This is a genomic window from Arthrobacter sp. PvP023 (assembly GCF_017832975.1).
GTDB lineage: Bacteria > Actinomycetota > Actinomycetes > Actinomycetales > Micrococcaceae > Arthrobacter.
On sequence record NZ_JAFIBI010000001.1, the window covers coordinates 1,362,503 to 1,379,252 of the forward strand.

Genomic DNA, 16,750 nt, shown 5'->3' on the forward strand with positions numbered 1-16,750 from the left:
TTAGGCTCGTGCGCAAATGGACGAACTGAGTAGGGTCTTCTTTGCCTTGGCGGATCCGACTCGTCGTGCTTTGCTGGCGCAATTGCAGCAGGGCGACGCGACGGTTACCGAACTAGCCGCCCCGCACTCAATCAGCGTGCCCTCCGTATCACGCCACCTGAAAGTGCTCGAGCAGGCCGGGCTGATCACTAAATCCAGATCTGCCCAGTGGAGGAACTGCCGTCTCCAGCCTGCGCCCCTTCAGCAGGTTGAGGAATGGATGCGCCCGTACCGCGACTTCTTGGGCACGCGATTGGAGCGCCTGGGCGCTCAGCTCGCCATGACACCCGATCGACCCGATGAGCTCACAGAACCGGAGGACAGATGATGACCGACTACCCGACGCAGGATCGAAGCTTCACCCTGACCCGCATTTTGGCCGCCTCGCGGCATGCCGTGTTCACAGCGTGGACCGACCCTGAGCACCTGGCCTGGTTCTACAACCCGGACATGCCCACGCCGGCCACGGCCATTGAGGTGGACCTTCGCGTTGGGGGAACGTGGAAGCAGCAGATGATCGTCGATGAAGACCTCAGCTACCCCACTGGGGGAGTTTACCTGGAGATCGTTCCCGACGAACGACTCGTCTTCCGCTGGGGAGCAGCCGGAGGCTGGCCCGAACTCGACGGCGAGAACGAACTGACCGCTCCTGTTGTCACGGTGCAGCTGAACGACTTGGGCACGGAGACGGAGCTCGTTCTCACTGTTCAGTTCTCTGAGCATCTCGACATCGAAGAGGTGCAAAAGCTCATGCTGGGAGGCACTCAGGAGGGCTGGGGCGCTACCATCGACCGGGTCAAGGACAGCACCGCCATGACCACAGGGACCAATGGGCGCATGGCCGGGCCCCAGATCTATGTCTTCTTTCCGGGAACGGCGCGGGAAGCCTTGAACTTTTACGCTGATGTCTTCGGCGGTGAGCTTTCCCTGCACACGTACGAGAACTTTGGCAGGAGCGACGGCCCACCAGAAGCCGTAGCTCATGGAGTGCTCAACGGCGTCGTTGCCCTGGCAGGATCGGACGCAGCCGAAGGCCAAACAACGGTCCGGCTCGAAGGCATGATGCTCTCGCTGCTGGGAACCGCCGAACCGGCAGTCCTCCATGAGTGGTTCGATAAACTCTCCGTCGGCGGGTCCGTGCTCGATCCACTCTCGCCCAAGCCCTGGGGCGCCTTCGACGGCCAGGTCATTGATCGTCATGGACTTCACTGGCTTGTCGGATACGAGCCTGCGGCATGAGCGACGTCCAATTGCTTGCTCAGCTGGCGGGTGAGCGAAGACATGTTCTTCGAACAGTCGACGGCCTCGAGAACTATGCGATGCAACGAGCTTTGGTTCCCTCAGGCTGGACAATGACCCAGCTTCTCAACCACCTGGCCTTCGACGACGAGATGTTCTGGATATCGGCCGTTCTCGGCGGCGATGACAGAGCGATTGCCGAACTTCGCAACGGTTGGGCTTCCGAACCGATGACCGGTTCCGAGGCCATCAACATCTACAAGCGTGAAATCGCTCGAAGTGATGAAGTCCTTGCGGAGATCGATTTGGATGCCCCTCCCCGGTGGTGGCCTCCAACCAGCGTGTTCGACGCACCACCGATGTCCGACGGGCGTGAGGTCCTGTTTCGCGTGCTCGCTGAAACGTCCGTCCACGCGGGCCACCTCGACATCGTCCGGGAGCTAATCGACGGACACCAGAACCTCGTAGTGGGCTAATTCGGATTTTTGGGCGGCTCGCGCGGCAACCCACGCTTAACCGCCCGTCGACGTAGGCGCAGGAGTCGCGGGGGCCGATTCCGTCGGGCCGACCGTTGGTGCGACGGTCGGTTCCGCCGTGGGAGCGGGGTTCTCCGTGGCCGCACCTCCGGTGACGGGGGTGGTGGGAGTCGGATCCGCCGTCGTCGTTCCTGCGGGGACCGTTGGCGTCGTGGCGCCGGGAGAGGGCGCCTGGCTGGATCCGGGCGTCGGGGTAGCCGTGGTGCCCGGCGTGGGTGAAGTCCTGGTGGCGCTCGGGTCGTTCTGGACGATGTCCATGACCTGCGCCTTGAACGCGTTGAGGCGTTCCTGGATTTCGGACAGCGGAACGTTTTGCAGGTTCCGCCCGAACTCGGCAATCTCGGCCCACAGCGCGTTGAGCCGGTCCATGCCGTCCTCGCTCAGCGGCCCGTCGAGAGTGAGCACCAGCTGGTTGGCCAGCGCGTAAGTGAGGCACCGGACGCAGTTGTAGTTCGCGGCTGCGGAAAGATTCTCCGGAACAATCACGTCCGCCTGGCCCACGATCAGCACCACCTGGAAGCCCACCGCCACCGCAGCGCAATCGGAGCAGCTGGCGAAGGCGTACGCCTCGTTGGTGGTGTCTACCGTGTCGCCGTCCTCGGCCCAGACCAGCGCGAACGCGACGTCGTATGCCACGGTGCCGTCCCGCGTGTTGACCGCCAGCGCCTGGTTGTCGCCCTCGTCGGGCGCGGCAGGCTGGTTGAACGGAAATACCCACGACGGCGGCGCGGCAGCACCGCCGTCGGCAGCCGGGCCGCCGGTGGCAGCAGAATCCGTACGGGGCACCATCACCATGCTCAGTTGTGGCTGTTCCCGTGTGGGCTTTGCTGCGCCCGCGGGCCACAACGCGACAGTCTTCCCGGCCCGGCCTTCCCGAAGCGTCGAGGACGACGACGTGGGGAACACCGCCGTCGTCACGTCGGCCAGGGTGCCGCGCTCGTACGGCTGCACCGGCCGGTACGTGTCTGCTCCGGGCCACCACGCCCAGGCCAGGCCGGCGGTCACAGCGGCGACGGCGGCCATCGCGACCCCGCGCTGGATGGCCTTGCCGCGGGTCTTCTGCCAGAGTCCCGTGGTCAGCTGACGGACCAGGCGCAGCAGGACGTAGAAGATGCCCACCACGGGAAGCGCGACGGCGGCGATCGCCAGGGCGCGCACCGCGGCGCCGGCGATGTCCCCGGCAGCGAGGCTTTCGGTCAGCTGGGACTGCTGTTTCAGCACGCTTGCCCACGCCGTGCCCAGGAGGCGCGGCAGTGAGATCACCATCATGGCCAGGCTGAACAGCAACAACGGTACGGTGACCAGCACCCAGGTGGTTACCACGGCCCGGGCCCATGGCTTGAGCACCTGGGCCTCCGGAGCCGTCCGGCGCCACGGCAGAAGCCCCAACAGGGTCGGCTTGATGCGCTGGAAGAGGTCCGGAACCCCGGTGGCGTCGGCCAGGATGTGGTAGCCGTCGAATCTGACAAGGGGGAGGAGCTGCCGGACCATCTGCAGAATCTGGGTGACAACCACCAGCAGCAACGCATCGAAGCCAGTGGCCCACCAGATGCCCATGATGGCCACGGCCACGATCGCATTGAAATACAGTCCGCCGAGGTCCGTGCGAATCCGGCCGCCGCGGCCGAGCCGGTAGGAGTCGGTGACGTCGGTGAAGAAAGCGGGCCAGATCAGATAGAGGCCGGCGCCCATCGCTCCCGGCGTGGCACCGCCGCGGCGTGCTGCGGCGGCGTGGCCGAACTCGTGGAAGCCGGCGGACAAAACGGTGACGGCCAGGACCAGCAGCACCATCGCCGGGTTGGCGAAGGCATCGTGCGTGGCGGAGCCGAGTCCCTTGACCATCAGCACCCACCAGCAGGCGGCCAGGAACGCTGCGCACACAGCCACAACTATGAGCGGGTTGAAGAGGACTGCAAACGGAGCAGTAAGTTTCCGGGTGCGGTCCGGATCGGTCACGGTGTACCGGAAGCGCATGCCCAGCAGCGGATCGGCTTTCTTGACTTCGGGCTGCGAACCGTCGGCCAGCCGGAGCAGTCCCAGCGGGAGCAACTGCGAGCTGATCAGCGTGCGGACATTGTCCGGGCTGACCAGCCTGCCGAAGCGGGCGCTGGCATGCTCTGCAACCTCGTCGACGCTGCGGTTGCCGTCGATCGCCTCGAGTACCAAGTACAACAGGCGGGTGAGCTGGATGGCCTGCCCGTCGGCACGCCGGACCAACGAGGGCGGCTCGCGGTAGCCGGAGCCCTGTGTTTCGCCGATCAGCTCGATGCCGTCGGCCCGGAAGGGAACGTCGGGCAAATCAACAGCGGGCCCGGAGTTTTCCGGCTGGCGTCCGGCGCTGGGCGCGGAAGAGGCCGGCGGGCCGTCCAGCCGGGACGGCCCGCCGTGCACTGTGCTCATTAAGGAGTGCTCATCGTTGACGTCGGTTTCCGGACTCTACTGCCGGAGGTCGGACTGCTGATCGGCGGAGGCGGTGGCTTCGCCGTCGATGTGCTGGCTGATGATGGCGTCCTGCTGGGCCACGGCGAACGCGTCGCTGTCGATGGATCCGATGTTGGCGGCCACGGCCGCGTCGATCGGTGCGGCCACGTTGGCATTGGCCGCAACCGCGCCGTTGATCGGGGCGGCGATGTCCGCATCGGCGGCAAGGTCAACGTTCACGTTCAGGAGGTCACCGTCCAGGGCTGCAGAGGGATCCACCGGCAAGGCGCCGACGTCGGACGTTGAGCCCTCGGGCAGGGTGCCGTCGGCGGTTCCGTCAGCGGCGGTTCCGTCAGTAGCACCGCCGTCGGTGGAATCGGCGCCAGTGCTTTCGGGCGCCTGGTCAATGGTGCTGTCCTGGGTGGAATCCGCCGTGGCGTCAGCGGTGATCCCCTGATCGATGATCACGCCCTGGTCTGCGAGGGCCTGGGACTCGGACCCGTAGGAGAGGATGTTTGCGGAGGCTGCCGCGTCGATCGGGGCCGCCACGTTGGCGTTGGCTGCCACGGCAAGGTCGATGGGTGCTGCAGCGTTGATGCCCAGGTCAAGGTCGGCGTTCAGGTCCAGGACGGAGGCCACTTCCTTGTCGGGAAGCGCTGTGCCGCCCTGTGCCATCAGTTCTTCGTCGGAAAGCGGGGTCAAACCCTGTTCAGTGCTCACGAATAACTCCAGTTCCGGCACGGTTTCTGCTGCCCCCAGTGAGCAGTTTCTACATCGATGTGCCTAATGCCAGTCAATAGTAAGCATGATGATCATATTTTGGTACGCACCGGCCGTTCACTGCGTGTTTCAGGGCGGGACGCTTCCCTCTCCTACTGTCTGGACATAACGGCGGCCCGGAACTGCGGCCGCCTCTGTGCAGCACCAGCAGCGAGAGGTCTCAATGAACACCAGTATCAACCAGCCCAAACTCAGCAGGAGAGCGGCACTGGCTGCTGCCGGAACGCTTGGAGCGCTGGGAATCACCGTGGCCGCAGCGGCCGGCAGCCAGGCGGCCCCGGGTGCGAAGGCGCCAAAGCCAAGCCTCCTCTTCCGCCCGGACGGCACGTTCAAGATCGTCCAGTTCAACGACACCCAGGACGACGAGCAGACGGACCGTCGCACGATCGAACTCATGAACCGGACCCTGGAAGCCGAAAAGCCGGACTTTGTGGTGATCAACGGAGATGTGATCAACGGCGGCTGCGACTCCGAAACTGAGGTCAAGCAGGCGCTCAACCACGTAGTTCAGCCCATGGAAAGCCGGCAGATCCCGTGGGCCGTGACGTTCGGCAACCACGACGAAGATTCAGTGCAGCGAACGGGTATGACCGAAGCCAAAATGCTTCAGTTCCTGCAGAGCTACGAGTTCAATGTGAACGCTGATTCCGCCCCGGAGCTCACCGGCACCTCCAACTCGCAGCTGCTGGTGCAGTCCTCGCGGTCCAAGGCTCCGGCCTTTGGGCTGTGGCTCATCGACACCGGCCGCTACGCTCCGGACACCATCAACGGCCAGGACTTCGAGGGCTACCCGGACTGGGACTGGGTACGCATGGATCAGGTGAGCTGGTATCGGAATCTGTCCATCGCAACCGAACAGAAATACGGGAAGAAAGTACCGTCGCTCATGTGGGGCCACATCGCGCTTCATGAGCACCGCAACATGTGGTTCTCCAGCCTTGATTCACGAACGGACGCTGATCACGCCCGGGCACTCACGAAGCACAGCATTGTGGGGGAGCGCAACGAAGATGAATGCCCCGGACCCATCAAATCCGGCCTGTTCAACGCTTTCCTGGAACGCGGGGACGTGCTCGGATACTTTGTGGGGCACGATCACGTCAACACCTACATGGGTAACTACTACGGTGTTCAGCTGGGCTACGCCCCTGGAACGGGATTCGGCGCCTATGGACTGCCCGGCGCCGACCGTAACCGTCTGCGCGGCGCACGTGTCTTTGAGCTGGACGAGGACCACCCGGGAATCTACAAGGACACCCGGCTCGTTTTCGCGAAGGATTTCGGCATCGACCTGACGGCCAATGACCAGCCCATCGTTCCGCTCCCGTTGGGGCCGGCGCAGCAGTAATCCTGTGGTTGGGCCGGCACGCTCATCCATGTGACGATTTTGGCCGCTATGCACCCGGCATAGCGGCCAAAATCGGGAAATCGCCGGGTTTCGGCAGGCTCAGCCACTCGCCCCGCGCCCAGCCAGACCGGAACGACCCCTACTTAACCCCGGCCCCTGGCAGCAGTTCCGTCGCGCCCACGGAGTCGGCCACGAAGGCGTAGTCCCAGGCCCGTTCGCGCCACTGGACGTACCGGCCGGACGCTCCGCCGTGGCCGCCGTCCATTTCGATCTTCATCACGATCGGCTCCGCCCCGGTGGTTTCAGACCGCAGCGCCTGCACCCACTTGGCCGGCTCCACGTACAGCACACGGGTGTCGTTGAACGAGGTCACCGCGGCGATCTTCGGGTACGCCAGCGGCCCAACGTTCTCGTAGGGAGTGTAGGACTTCATGTAGGCGTACACCTCGGGGTCCGTGATCGGGTTGCCCCATTCCTCCCACTCGAGGGCGGACAGCGGCAGCTCCGGATCCAGGATGGTGGTGAGCGCGTCCACGAACGGCACGGCCGCAACAATGGCCGCGTACTTTTCCGGGGCCAGGTTGGCTACGGCGCCCATCAGCAGCCCGCCTGCGGAGCCGCCCATCGCCGCAATCCGGTCAGGTGAGACCCACCCGGAAGAAGCCAGCCAGTCCGTCGCTGCGATGAAGTCCGTGAACGTGTTCTTCTTGTGGAGCTTCTTGCCGTCCTCGTACCAGTGCCGGCCCAGCTCGCCGCCGCCGCGGATGTGCGCGATCACGAACACAATCCCGCGGTCCAGCAGGGACAGCCTCGGGATGCCGAAGCCGGGGTCCATGCTCAGCTCGTAGGAGCCGTAACCGTACACGAGCCCGGCCGCGGAGGAATCGCGGGAAACCGACGCGTGCCGCAGCACCGAAAGCGGAATACGGGTGCCGTCGGCCGCCGTCGCCCATTCACGGGTGGCCACGTAGTCGGACGGCGAGTAGCCGCCCAGCACCGGGCTCTCCTTGCGGAGCAACAGTTCGCCAGCCGGAGAAGCAGCAGTGGGAAGCACGAAGTCGTACACGCGCGACGGCGTGAAGTAGGACGTGTAGCCCATCCGGATCACGGGGGCCTCGTAGTCGGAGCCTGCGACGCCGGCGGTGTACAGCTCCTCGTCGAACGCCGGCTCCACCGGGTCGCCCTGCGCGGGCGTGCCCAGCCCGGCCAGGGCCAGGACCTGGACGCGCTCGATGGTGTCCTTGCGGACGGACACAATCAGGTGGGTGGACGTGACACCCGCGCCGTTGACGCGCACCTGGTCGGAATGTTCGACGACGGTGGTCCACTGCTGCTCGGACAGCGGCTTGGCGAGCTCGGCCGCGTCCACCAGGGACACCATGGAGTTGATGGCGTTCCGGTTGTGCGTCACCAGGATCTTCTCAGTGCCATCAAGCATGAACGGCTCGGCCTCGTAGAGGACGTGTTCGTAGCGGGAGATCACGGTGCTGAGTCCGGCGTCGTAATCGTCAAAGCGGAGCAGCCGCGTCTCGCTGTACTCGGAGCATCCGATGCTCAGCACGAGGTGGCGACGGTCGGAGGAGAGGTCGAAGCCCAGCCACATGGCGACGTCGTCCTCCTGGTAAATCACCTCATCGTCGGTGACCGGCGTGCCCAGCATGTGCGACTTCACCTGGTAGGGGCGCCAGGCGTCGTCCACCACGGTGTAGAACAGGCGCGTGCCGTCGGGGGAAAAGGAGACGCCGTAGAAGATGTTCTCGATGACGTCCGGCAGCATCTCGCCGGTGCGCAGGTCCTTGAAGCGCAGCGTGAAGCGTTCGTCGCCGGCGTTGTCCACGGCGTAGGCGTAGAGGTTGCCGTCCACGGTCACGGCCGTGCCGCCCACCGCGAAGAACGGCTTGCCTTCGGCTTCGACGTTGCAGTCCAGCAGGACTTCTTCACCGGGGAGTTCGACGCCGGCCTCCACCGCCGGCGGCGTCCAGTCGGCCACCGGGTCCCCCGTATTTTGGGCCTTGACCCGACACTGGATGCCGTATTCCTTGCCTTCGACGGAGCGGGCGTAGTACCACCAGCCGTCCTTGCGATTCGGGACAGACAAGTCTGTCTCCTGGGTGCGTCCCTTGATTTCCTGGAAGATGGCTTCGCGCAGCGGTTCCTGGTGGGCGGTGACCGCCTCCTGGTAGGCGTTCTCCGCCTTGAGGTGCTCCACCACGTCCGCGGAGGCCTTGGCCCGCAGCCATTCGTAGTTGTCCACGAAGGTGTCGCCGTGGTGGGTCCGTTCGAACGGGACCTTCCTGGCTACGGGGGCGGCGGCCGCAGGGGTGTTGTCGGCTGGGTGCTGCACTGGAGTCTGGGTCATTGACTCAATATATAAAGCTATGCCGCCAGAGGGCACACGCGTTCGCTACCGGGGGATAGAGTGGTCCGCTTATGCCCTGCGTAGCGCGTTGGTTCGTGCAGCTGCGGGGGACGCCAAAGACAGGTAGTGGGTACTCATGCACGAGGCGGCGGCGCTCCATATTCTTTAGGAGTCGGTCGGCGGTTGAACCCCGGGGGGAACACCCGGCCGTATTCCTGGCCCGGTAAAAGTTCCGGGCCGGACTGAGCTGGGCCGGCGGTGACAAGCCTTCTGAGACCGAGGCTTCCCCAGGCGCCGCCGGCCCTTAGCTCATGTGAAGTGTCTCAGCCTCCCGAGGAGTGTTTCAGCCCGTACCGAATGCCAGGACCTAGCGCCGGAGCCGGGAATCGGCAGGCACCAGCCTCGGCAGGAAGCGCACATAGGCCAGCATGCCAAGGAGCTCAACCAGCGTCTGCGTGACCACCACCAGCGCGGCGAGGGCCAGCGGCTCGGGAAGCGCGAGGGCCAGGGGAAGCACCACCAGCGAATTGCGCGTCGCGCCGCTGAACACCACAGCCACGGTTGCGCGGGCGTCCAGACGGGCGGGCCTGGCCGCCAGCAGGCCCAGCGGAACCATGACCAGCAGGAACGCGGCGTAGAGCGGCACCACCGCCAGCAGCGAGGCCAGCTCCTGGCGCACGCCCACGATTTGCGAGCCCACCACCACGGCCAGCGTTGCCATCATAAGCGGGACCATCAGCGCCTGCACGGCCGCCATTACTGTGCGCCCGACGGCGGCACGCCCGACGATGGATCGCCCGACGGCGGAACGGTCGCCTTCGCTGCCACGCGCCGGCCGCGCGAGCCACTGTGTCAGCGCTGCCAGGGCCAGCGGGACAACAATGAGCCCCACCAGGGCCTGCACGAACGGTGCCGGGTCGATCACGGACACCAGCTCCGGGCCCACGAACAGCAGGAGGTACAGCGGGAGCAGGAGCATCTGGGCGAGCATCAGCACCGGTGCCGCGGCGAGCAGCCGGTCGCTTGCGCCGCCGGCCAGGCCGCTGAACACAATCACGTAGTCGATGCACGGGGTCAGAAGCACCAGCAGCATACCCACCAGGAGCGCCTGGTCCCCGGCGACGATGCGGCTCAGCCCGAACACCACCACCGGCACCACGGCGAAGTTGAGCACCAGGACCGTAGCCATGAACCGCACGTCGCGCACGGCCCGCCCCAGCGACGCGAACGGGATCCCCAGGAAGGTGGCGTAGAGCAGCAGCCCCAGCACCGGATTGATGGCCAGTTCCATGGCTGCGGCTGTCCCGGGAGCCAGGAAACCCGCGGCGCCGCCGGCAACGATCGAAGCAAGATACAGGCCGATCTGGCGGCGTTCCATCCAAGCCACAAGCGTCCTGATCCTCACCGGCTCCATCCTAGGCTTCTCCGGCCGCCGGTTTCCCCAGAAGCCGCCGGCCGTTACCTCAGGTGAAGTGCCGCAACCCGGTCATTTCACCAGGTTTGGAAATAGCCGTCGTATGCCTGGCATTCCGATATGTTGCAGACGTTGTCCCCCGCGACGGTGGGTTCGTAGTAATGGAACCCGGACAGGAACCCAAAATTGAACCAACGGATCACGATGATTGCCCGGTAGTAGCCCGGATCAACTGGACCCATTATCGGGGAGCTGATTTTCACCGCGTCCTGGCCTGCAGGTATGTACGCCGTCACTGTCTGGCTGGTCGAAGGCGTCCATGAGGAGGATATGTACTTCTGGATAATGATCTCGACATCCACGCGCTCGGCCTGGTCGCCCGCCACACTGGCGCTCCTCCCTGCGACAACTTCGGGTGGAACGAGCGGCCTCCACGGAAGATTCGATCCAAAGGTGCTGTGCACATAGAGCGGGGCTGTGACCCACGAAGGGCCGCTTGTCCCTCCCGGCGTGGCTGCATATGCGTTGGCCGGTGCAGCATTCGGGTTGAACAAGATACCGGCTACGGCGATGAGGCATCCAATCAGCGGCATCGTTGCCACTCGTTGCCAAACTCGATTTCTGTGACCTGGGGCAGTCATCTCTGACTTCCTATCTAAAACACACCTCAATAGGATGTGCGGCCCGGCCCATGTCAACCCAGGTTTGATGCATTGAACGCGGAGCTGCGGACGTCCAAAGGACGGATTTTCTGTGGTTGACCATAGGTCCGGAACGGAAGCCGGGCTTGCGGTCAATATAGCAGCGCTGGAATCGCGACGGAATAGGGTGCAGGTCCAGGCCCGACAGACCGCACTACCCGACGGCACAGTCCCATTCAACTGTCCGTGCCGTTCATAACGGAACTCCTTCCGCATGTGACGCATAGTGTTGCGTAGGTCACATCCCGCCCATAGGCTGATGGCGGTCGCAGCGTCGCGGCCATGCAGGAATAGGGGAATCACTTGAACGACAAGCTCAAGGTTTTGGTTAAGCTCGACCTCGATTGCGGGGAAGCAGAAGTAGCAGCCCAAGGGCATGTGACGGCGAAAAGCCTCCAGGCACTGTATGTGGTTGTGAAGAGGGCAAATCATTTGAAGGAGGGACTCCACCTGGTGGTGGATGTGAGTCACGCACGTGTTGAGCCGGCTGCAATGGAGCAGCTGCAGGCATGTTCTGAATCCCACCACCTGCCGGCGTCGATTGATCCGCTCCAGTCGGAATGCAACATCAGTGTCTTGGCCCCCGCGCAGGCGGGTACGCACGCGGCAACCCGGGTCAGGAACAGGGCCATGAGCCTGGCCGCCTAAGCGGCAGGCATACTTCGGCAGAAGTACGACGGCGGAACCCGCCACCTAGCACCACTCACCAGCCACCTGTGTAGGCACCTAAACGCCTGCAGATGGTCACGGAACGGGGTGCGGGCGCCCTTCAGTTACCGCCTTCAAGGCCGTTGGCTGCCACGTAGTCCGCCAGGGTGCCGTTGGCGAGTGCCGCGGACACGGCGCCTATCGCATCGGGGTTCTGGAACACGATTGACTGGCCGTCGGTGCTAAAGCCGAAGCCGCCGTCGGGCAACCGGAAGAAGATGGCGTCCTCGGGACCGACGTCGCGCAGGCTGAAACCTAGCCGCCACATGTCGTCCAGGGTAAGGCCCTGGTCGATGATCAAGTGCGGGCGCACAGCTTGGATGACTCCCACCACGGTGTTCGGGTTGGTGAGTGTGCCGGCACTCATGAACTTGCCCACGAGTGACTTCAGGAATGTCTGCTGGTTGCGGATGCGCTGGAAGTCGCCGTCGGCAAAGGCGTAGCGCTCGCGGACGAATTCCAGGGCCTGGTCACCGGTGAGCCGGTTGATGCCCGGGGTGAAGGTGTGGCCGGAGTCGTGGGTGGAGGTGAACGGAAGGGTGACGTTGACGTCAACGCCGCCCAGTGCGTCGGTGGCGCGTTTGAAGCCCGCGAAGTCCGTCATGACGGTGTGGTCGATGTGCGTGTTGAACAGCGACTCCACGGTCCGGACCATCAGGGGAATTCCGCCGAGTTCCAGTCCGGCGTTTATTTTGGCTTCGCCGTGGTCGGGGATGTTCACCCACGTGTCGCGCATGATGGAGATGCCGTAGATCTTCTGCCGGTCTGCCGGAATGTGGATCAGCATGAGGACGTCGGCGCGCTGGTCCGCGGGTGTTCCCGCGGCGGCCTGGGCTTCTTCCGCGCGCGAGTCGCCGCGGCTGTCGCTGCCCATCAGCAGGATGTTCATGGCAGCCGGCGGCGGTTCCTGCGTCGGGGACTGCGCCGGCTCGGACGGTGACGGGGTGGCGGTGCCGCCTTCCGCCGTCGTGGTTCCGCTGGCGGTGGGGGCGGGCTGTCCGCCGCGTCCCAACTGTGAGAAGGCGTAGGCCGTGCTGCCCAGGGCGATCACCAGGACCATCGCCAGGACCGCTTTGAGCCAGATGGGCTGCCGGCGCAGCCAGGCAGGGAGCCATGCGAAGTTTCCCTGCGGCGGCCTGCTTTCAGCCGCTCCTTCCGGATCAGACTGGTTGTCCATAACCGGACGCTACCACCGCTGAGGCGTTAAAGAACGACGCCGAAGGTCCTGTTTATGCGGGCGTGTTGAGCCGGGCGTAGCGGAGGATGGTGAGGAGGGCGGGGGCCAGCTCGTCTTCCATCTGGCGGTACACCTCGGGGCCCCGTTTGTAGGGGTCGATCACTTCGTTGTCCGCGCTCTCCGCCGCCAGGGCGAGGTGCCTCACGGAGGCGAGGCGGGCGGGCAGGCCGCGCCACATCGCACCGGCGTCGGACGGTGTCTCGGCGGACGCCTTTTCGGCGGGTGCCGTGCCGGTGGCTACGCCTGCGGCGTCGCGTTCCTCCAGGGCTTCGAGCATGCGCGCGAATTCGCGGATGGTGAAGGTGCGCTTGAGCAGGGAGGCGTCCAGCTGCAGCACCTCGCCGCGGTGCTTGGAGGTCATGGTCAGCACGATGTCCGTGTCCCGGAGTATCTTTGGGGTCAGCTGCCGGGCGGCGAAACCCTTGTCCGTGCCGCCGTACATGTTCACGATGTCGGCAGAGAGCGGCTGAATGGGGCTGCCCACCATGGCGCGGGTACCGGCGCTCCGTACGTCGAAGCCGCCGGGCAGGACCTGGTCCAGGCCGGCCTGCAGCAGGCGTTCGGCCACGGGGGAGCGGCAGATGTTTCCCGTGCAGACGGTGAGGATCCGAACGGGCGTTGGCGATTCCACGGTGAGGGCTCTTTCCGGAGTTGCTGTCAGATCGGTGCGATGCCTGACGTTCAATTTAACACGCTCCGCACTTCGCATCCTGCGGTGAACCGCGGTGGCGGATGTATGTATCGTTCTGCCTGGGCCTGGAGAGGGTTGTCGGCGTTTCCTGAACCCATGTTGCTAATTAGTCCAAATGCGTGATAATGAACTACCGCAATGAGGCGGTCGCGAGGAGGACACCATGGAGCCATACAGGAACGGCCGGTCGCTTCGAAAATTTGCAGCTACGTTCGCGGCCACAGCGATACTCGTCACAGGATGCCAGTCCGGCAACACCGCCACCCCTCCGGACACGACCGGCCCTTCAGGAACCAGCACGGCTACCGGTGCCGCCACGGACATTCCCCACCACAAAGACGGTGGGCTCACTATGGCCGATTCCCTGCCTCACGGGGCCGAACATCCGGTGGATATGACTCCGCAACAGATGTATGCACTCGGTGAACAGTCGGTGTTCTCGATCGAGGGCCGCCGTCCGGACGATTTCGTCGGCTTTGGTACAGGGTTCCTCGTGGACAAGGACGGCGCCATGGGCGTCACCAACGCCCACGTGGTGGAGGGCCTCACGGCGATTTCCGGCCGCTTCAGCGGCGGCCAGAAACTGGCACTGCATGTCATCGGTGCTGACCCCTGCAGTGATGTTGCGGTGGTCCACTTCTCAACCCCGCTGCCGGAGAAAGCAGAGGCCCTCATTGTGGGCAACTCGGGTGACGTGAAACCCGGGGACACCGTGACTGTCCTCGGCTTCCCAGCCCCCCCGACCAAGAGCCCGTCGGAGCAGAAGATGCTCATTACCTCTGGCCTGGTCAACGCAACAAAGGTACCCGCCCGGCCCGAGGGATTGCCAGAGTACAAGGACACCATCCAGCACGGGGCCACGGTCAACCTCGGAAATTCGGGTGGGCCGCTGCTTGATCACCATGGCCGGCTGGTGGGCATAAACACCCTGATCAACTTCGGGTCGCTCAACGCTCCGGCGCAGGGGCAGTTCTATTCAATAGCAATCGACTCGGCCAAGCAGGAAATCGTGGACAAACTGCTGAAGGGTGAGTCCCCCAACAACATGGGGTGGTCGGTTGAGGAGTACTACCCCGGATATTTCAAGGCCCTGGATGCCACCAAAGGCCCGGCGCTGGACGAGAAACTGTCGCGCGGGGGAATCAACGGGGGCCTGTACGTCAAGTCAGTCGTCCCGGGATCCGGCGCCAGCAAGGTAGGGATCAAGGCTGGGATGATGCTGACCAAGCTGCAGAATACGTCCACGAACACAGTCGCCGAGATGTGCGCTATTTCCGAGTCGGTCCTCCCCGGTTCCACCGCCGAGATAGAGGGACTTTATCTGCTGTCCGATTCCGAGCGTTTCAGCACACCGTTCAGGGTGCAGTTCCCCGTTCCTGGCAAGCACTGATCGGCTCTCCCCGTGTCAGGCGTCCGGCCGGGCAATCCCGGCGGGCGCCTCTCTCACTGCGGCAGCGCCTTCCACCACTCGAGAAGCGCCGGCACATCCGCGCCCGTGGAGTCTGCCCTGACCTCCAAAAGCCTTTCCGCATCATTCCAGATCAGATAATTCGTGCCGTCTTTCGAAGCGCCCAGGATCCGTCCCCTTACCGTCTTGCCATCTCCGCCGACCCAGTCCTGCCATGCGGGCGGAACGGCAACCGAGCGTTCGGCGGCGCCGTATTCGTTGACCACACCGTCAAATGCCTTATTTAGTGCGCCCACTGACGAGTATCCATAAACATTGATGGTGGGGCGTTCGGAGGAGTTGAACGAACTGCCGGCCGGCAAATTGCAGTTGAGCCCTGAGCTGGCCAGTTCAAGGGATTTGATGGCGGTGCAGCTATCCGGGTCCACCAGCCGCCGGTCAACGGCCGTGGTGAGCAGGCTGCATTCGCCATCGGACAATCGTGCTCGTTCCTCGCCCGCGCACAGCCTGGACGCCCGCTGCGGAGTTCCGGAAGTCGAAGTGGTCGGCGGCGGCGTTGGCATAATACGCCCAGTGGCCAGCGCAATGGTGCCTATGAGCAGGAGGGCCGCCGCGCCCGCGCTGCCTCCAATCCAGACCTTCCTTTGAACCCTTTGAACCCGCCATGGCTTTCTGCCTTCTCGCCTGGCGGCTGGAGCATCGGCAACCAGCGGCTCGACGACGGCAATCGGCTGCTCGACGGCAGCGGCCGGTTGTTCGACGGCGGCGGCCCGGCCGCTGGGAGCAGGTGCCTGCAACGCTCCGATGCTGGTGATTTGTTTGGGGTCTCCCATTAGCCCCAGTTTCATCGGCAGGATTTCGCCGAGGGTGGCCTGCAGCGCAGGTATGTGGCTTGAGCCGCCCGTGAGGTAGACGCGGTGAAGTTGCTGCGCGGACGGAAGTGCTTCCTGGATCACCCGTTGAACCAATTCCACGGCCCGGCGTATCTGACCATCAATAAGCTGCTCGAATTCCCCGCGCGTGGCGGTGCAGACCCATTCGTGGTCCCCGGAGCGCACTCCTATCGGCGCGGACCCGTGGTAACTCAAGGCGTGTTTCGCTTCGCGTACCTGGTCCCGCAGAACTGCCCGGTCAGCACTGGCGCGCTCGGATTTCAGGCTTTGAAGCAGCTCGGTCTTGCCCTCAGCGGCAAGCTGTGCGTAAACCCAGTTCTCCAGCTGCGCGTCGAAGTCATGGCCGCCGAGGGGATCGATGCCCCCGGAGGCCACGACGCGGAACAACGGACCGGCGGGTGTCTGCGCAAGTTCCAGCACGGCGGCGTCGCAGGTGCCGCCGCCGAAGTCCAGCACTGCCACGTGGGCGCCGAGGTCCACGTCCGAACCTGCCGCGTAATGCCATCCTGCCGCCACCGGCTCGGGCAACAGGACAATGTTCTGCTCCGGTATGCCTGCTTTGAGCGCCGCTGCCGTCAGGCGCCACTTCATGTACTCGTCCCACGCCTCCGGATGGGTCAGGACCACCTGGGACGGTGAGTCGCCACCCACGAATCGGGTGGCCTGGCGTGCCACGAATCCGATGACCGCAGCGACGAGGTCCACGGGGTCGAATACGGAGCCGCCCAGGACCACGGCGTCTTCGCCCAGCCGCCGCTTCGGCGTCGGTTCGAATGCAGAGGGGTAGATTCCTGAGATTTGAAGGGCTGCATCACCGGTGAGGATTTCGCCGTTGTACGCGGCCACGCACGATGGAATTGCGTCGGAGCGGGCGCCGAGCCGGAGGACATGCACGCCCCCGCCACCCCGGACCACGGCGGCCGCCGTATTCGACGTTCCGAAGTCGATGGCCAAGCGCCAAGGGATTCCCTCCATG

14 protein-coding genes and 1 pseudogene are annotated in these 16,750 nt (G+C 64.6%); 7 read left to right on the top strand and 8 right to left on the bottom strand.

Annotated elements, in window-relative coordinates; all coding sequences use genetic code 11:
- Positions 1–16: 16 nt before the first annotated feature.
- From JOE31_RS06340 to JOE31_RS06350, 4 genes and pseudogenes are all read left to right on the top strand, one after another.
- Positions 17–367, top strand: a complete 351-nt coding sequence (locus JOE31_RS06340) for a helix-turn-helix transcriptional regulator (protein ID WP_209742660.1) — start codon at positions 17–19, stop codon at positions 365–367.
- Positions 367–828: pseudogene (locus JOE31_RS21430) on the top strand (SRPBCC domain-containing protein); the annotation flags it as partial. The gene JOE31_RS06340 and the pseudogene JOE31_RS21430, both read left to right, overlap by 1 nt.
- Positions 829–876: 48 nt before the next feature.
- On the top strand, positions 877–1,278 hold the full coding sequence (locus JOE31_RS21435; protein WP_245199448.1) for a VOC family protein: 402 nt from the start codon (positions 877–879) through the stop codon (positions 1,276–1,278).
- On the top strand, positions 1,275–1,754 hold the full coding sequence (locus tag JOE31_RS06350) for a DUF664 domain-containing protein (protein ID WP_209742664.1): 480 nt from the start codon (positions 1,275–1,277) through the stop codon (positions 1,752–1,754). The genes JOE31_RS21435 and JOE31_RS06350 overlap by 4 nt, the downstream gene beginning before the upstream one ends.
- Before the next feature lie 36 nt (positions 1,755–1,790).
- Here JOE31_RS06350 and JOE31_RS06355 read toward each other — a convergent pair whose 3' ends face one another.
- Positions 1,791–4,214, bottom strand: coding sequence for a hypothetical protein (locus JOE31_RS06355; RefSeq protein WP_209742666.1), 2,424 nt, complete (start codon positions 4,212–4,214; stop codon positions 1,791–1,793).
- A 36-nt stretch (positions 4,215–4,250) separates the two neighbouring features.
- Positions 4,251–4,955, bottom strand: coding sequence for a peptidoglycan-binding protein (locus JOE31_RS06360; RefSeq protein ID WP_374100813.1), 705 nt, complete (start codon positions 4,953–4,955; stop codon positions 4,251–4,253).
- 223 nt (positions 4,956–5,178) lie between these two features.
- Here JOE31_RS06360 and JOE31_RS06365 point away from each other — a divergent pair, with 223 nt between their 5' ends.
- Positions 5,179–6,363, top strand: coding sequence for a metallophosphoesterase family protein (locus tag JOE31_RS06365; RefSeq protein WP_209742668.1), 1,185 nt, complete (start codon positions 5,179–5,181; stop codon positions 6,361–6,363).
- Between the two features lie 139 nt (positions 6,364–6,502).
- Here JOE31_RS06365 and JOE31_RS06370 read toward each other — a convergent pair whose 3' ends face one another.
- The 3 genes from JOE31_RS06370 to JOE31_RS06380 all read right to left on the bottom strand — a co-directional run bounded on the left by JOE31_RS06370 (position 6,503) and on the right by JOE31_RS06380 (position 10,522).
- Entirely contained in the window at positions 6,503–8,722 is a 2,220-nt protein-coding gene (locus JOE31_RS06370; RefSeq protein WP_209742670.1) for a S9 family peptidase, read from the bottom strand.
- A 367-nt stretch (positions 8,723–9,089) separates the two neighbouring features.
- Complete coding sequence (locus JOE31_RS06375) at positions 9,090–10,136, bottom strand: arsenic resistance protein (protein ID WP_209742672.1); 1,047 nt, start codon at positions 10,134–10,136, stop codon at positions 9,090–9,092.
- Positions 10,137–10,213: 77 nt separating this feature from the next.
- On the bottom strand, positions 10,214–10,522 hold the full coding sequence (locus JOE31_RS06380; RefSeq protein WP_209742674.1) for a hypothetical protein: 309 nt from the start codon (positions 10,520–10,522) through the stop codon (positions 10,214–10,216).
- A 618-nt stretch (positions 10,523–11,140) separates the two neighbouring features.
- Here JOE31_RS06380 and JOE31_RS06385 point away from each other — a divergent pair.
- Positions 11,141–11,485, top strand: a complete 345-nt coding sequence (locus tag JOE31_RS06385) for a hypothetical protein (RefSeq protein WP_209742676.1) — start codon at positions 11,141–11,143, stop codon at positions 11,483–11,485.
- Positions 11,486–11,606: 121 nt separating this feature from the next.
- On the opposite strand, the gene JOE31_RS06390 is transcribed toward JOE31_RS06385, so the two are convergent.
- Together JOE31_RS06390 and JOE31_RS06395 are read right to left on the bottom strand one after the other, a co-directional pair.
- Positions 11,607–12,722, bottom strand: coding sequence for an LCP family protein (locus tag JOE31_RS06390; RefSeq protein WP_209742678.1), 1,116 nt, complete (start codon positions 12,720–12,722; stop codon positions 11,607–11,609).
- Positions 12,723–12,774: 52 nt separating this feature from the next.
- Complete coding sequence (locus tag JOE31_RS06395; protein ID WP_209742680.1) at positions 12,775–13,413, bottom strand: low molecular weight phosphatase family protein; 639 nt, start codon at positions 13,411–13,413, stop codon at positions 12,775–12,777.
- 454 nt (positions 13,414–13,867) lie between these two features.
- On the opposite strand from JOE31_RS06395, the gene JOE31_RS06400 reads away from it, so the two are divergent.
- Positions 13,868–14,863 carry a S1C family serine protease gene (locus JOE31_RS06400; RefSeq protein ID WP_209742682.1) on the top strand — a complete coding sequence of 332 codons (996 nt, stop codon included), beginning with the start codon at positions 13,868–13,870 and terminating at the stop codon, positions 14,861–14,863.
- Positions 14,864–14,916: 53 nt separating this feature from the next.
- Here the strand turns inward: JOE31_RS06400 and JOE31_RS06405 are convergent, their stop codons facing one another.
- Positions 14,917–16,749 carry an Hsp70 family protein gene (locus tag JOE31_RS06405; protein WP_209742684.1) on the bottom strand — a complete coding sequence of 611 codons (1,833 nt, stop codon included), beginning with the start codon at positions 16,747–16,749 and terminating at the stop codon, positions 14,917–14,919.
- Position 16,750: the final 1 nt, after the last annotated feature.

Bases quoted from the DNA above. Each gene is read 5' to 3' on its own strand.
- JOE31_RS06340 (WP_209742660.1), top strand. From the start codon at position 17: ATGGACGAACTGAGTAGGGTCTTCTTTGCCTTGGCGGATCCGACTCGT.
- JOE31_RS21435 (WP_245199448.1), top strand. From the start codon at position 877: ATGGCCGGGCCCCAGATCTATGTCTTCTTTCCGGGAACGGCGCGGGAA.
- JOE31_RS06350 (WP_209742664.1), top strand. From the start codon at position 1,275: ATGAGCGACGTCCAATTGCTTGCTCAGCTGGCGGGTGAGCGAAGACAT.
- JOE31_RS06355 (WP_209742666.1), bottom strand. From the start codon at position 4,214: ATGAGCACAGTGCACGGCGGGCCGTCCCGGCTGGACGGCCCGCCGGCC.
- JOE31_RS06365 (WP_209742668.1), top strand. From the start codon at position 5,179: ATGAACACCAGTATCAACCAGCCCAAACTCAGCAGGAGAGCGGCACTG.
- JOE31_RS06370 (WP_209742670.1), bottom strand. From the start codon at position 8,722: ATGACCCAGACTCCAGTGCAGCACCCAGCCGACAACACCCCTGCGGCC.
- JOE31_RS06375 (WP_209742672.1), bottom strand. From the start codon at position 10,136: ATGGAGCCGGTGAGGATCAGGACGCTTGTGGCTTGGATGGAACGCCGC.
- JOE31_RS06390 (WP_209742678.1), bottom strand. From the start codon at position 12,722: ATGGACAACCAGTCTGATCCGGAAGGAGCGGCTGAAAGCAGGCCGCCG.
- JOE31_RS06400 (WP_209742682.1), top strand. From the start codon at position 13,868: ATGACTCCGCAACAGATGTATGCACTCGGTGAACAGTCGGTGTTCTCG.
- JOE31_RS06405 (WP_209742684.1), bottom strand. From the start codon at position 16,749: ATGGAGGGAATCCCTTGGCGCTTGGCCATCGACTTCGGAACGTCGAAT.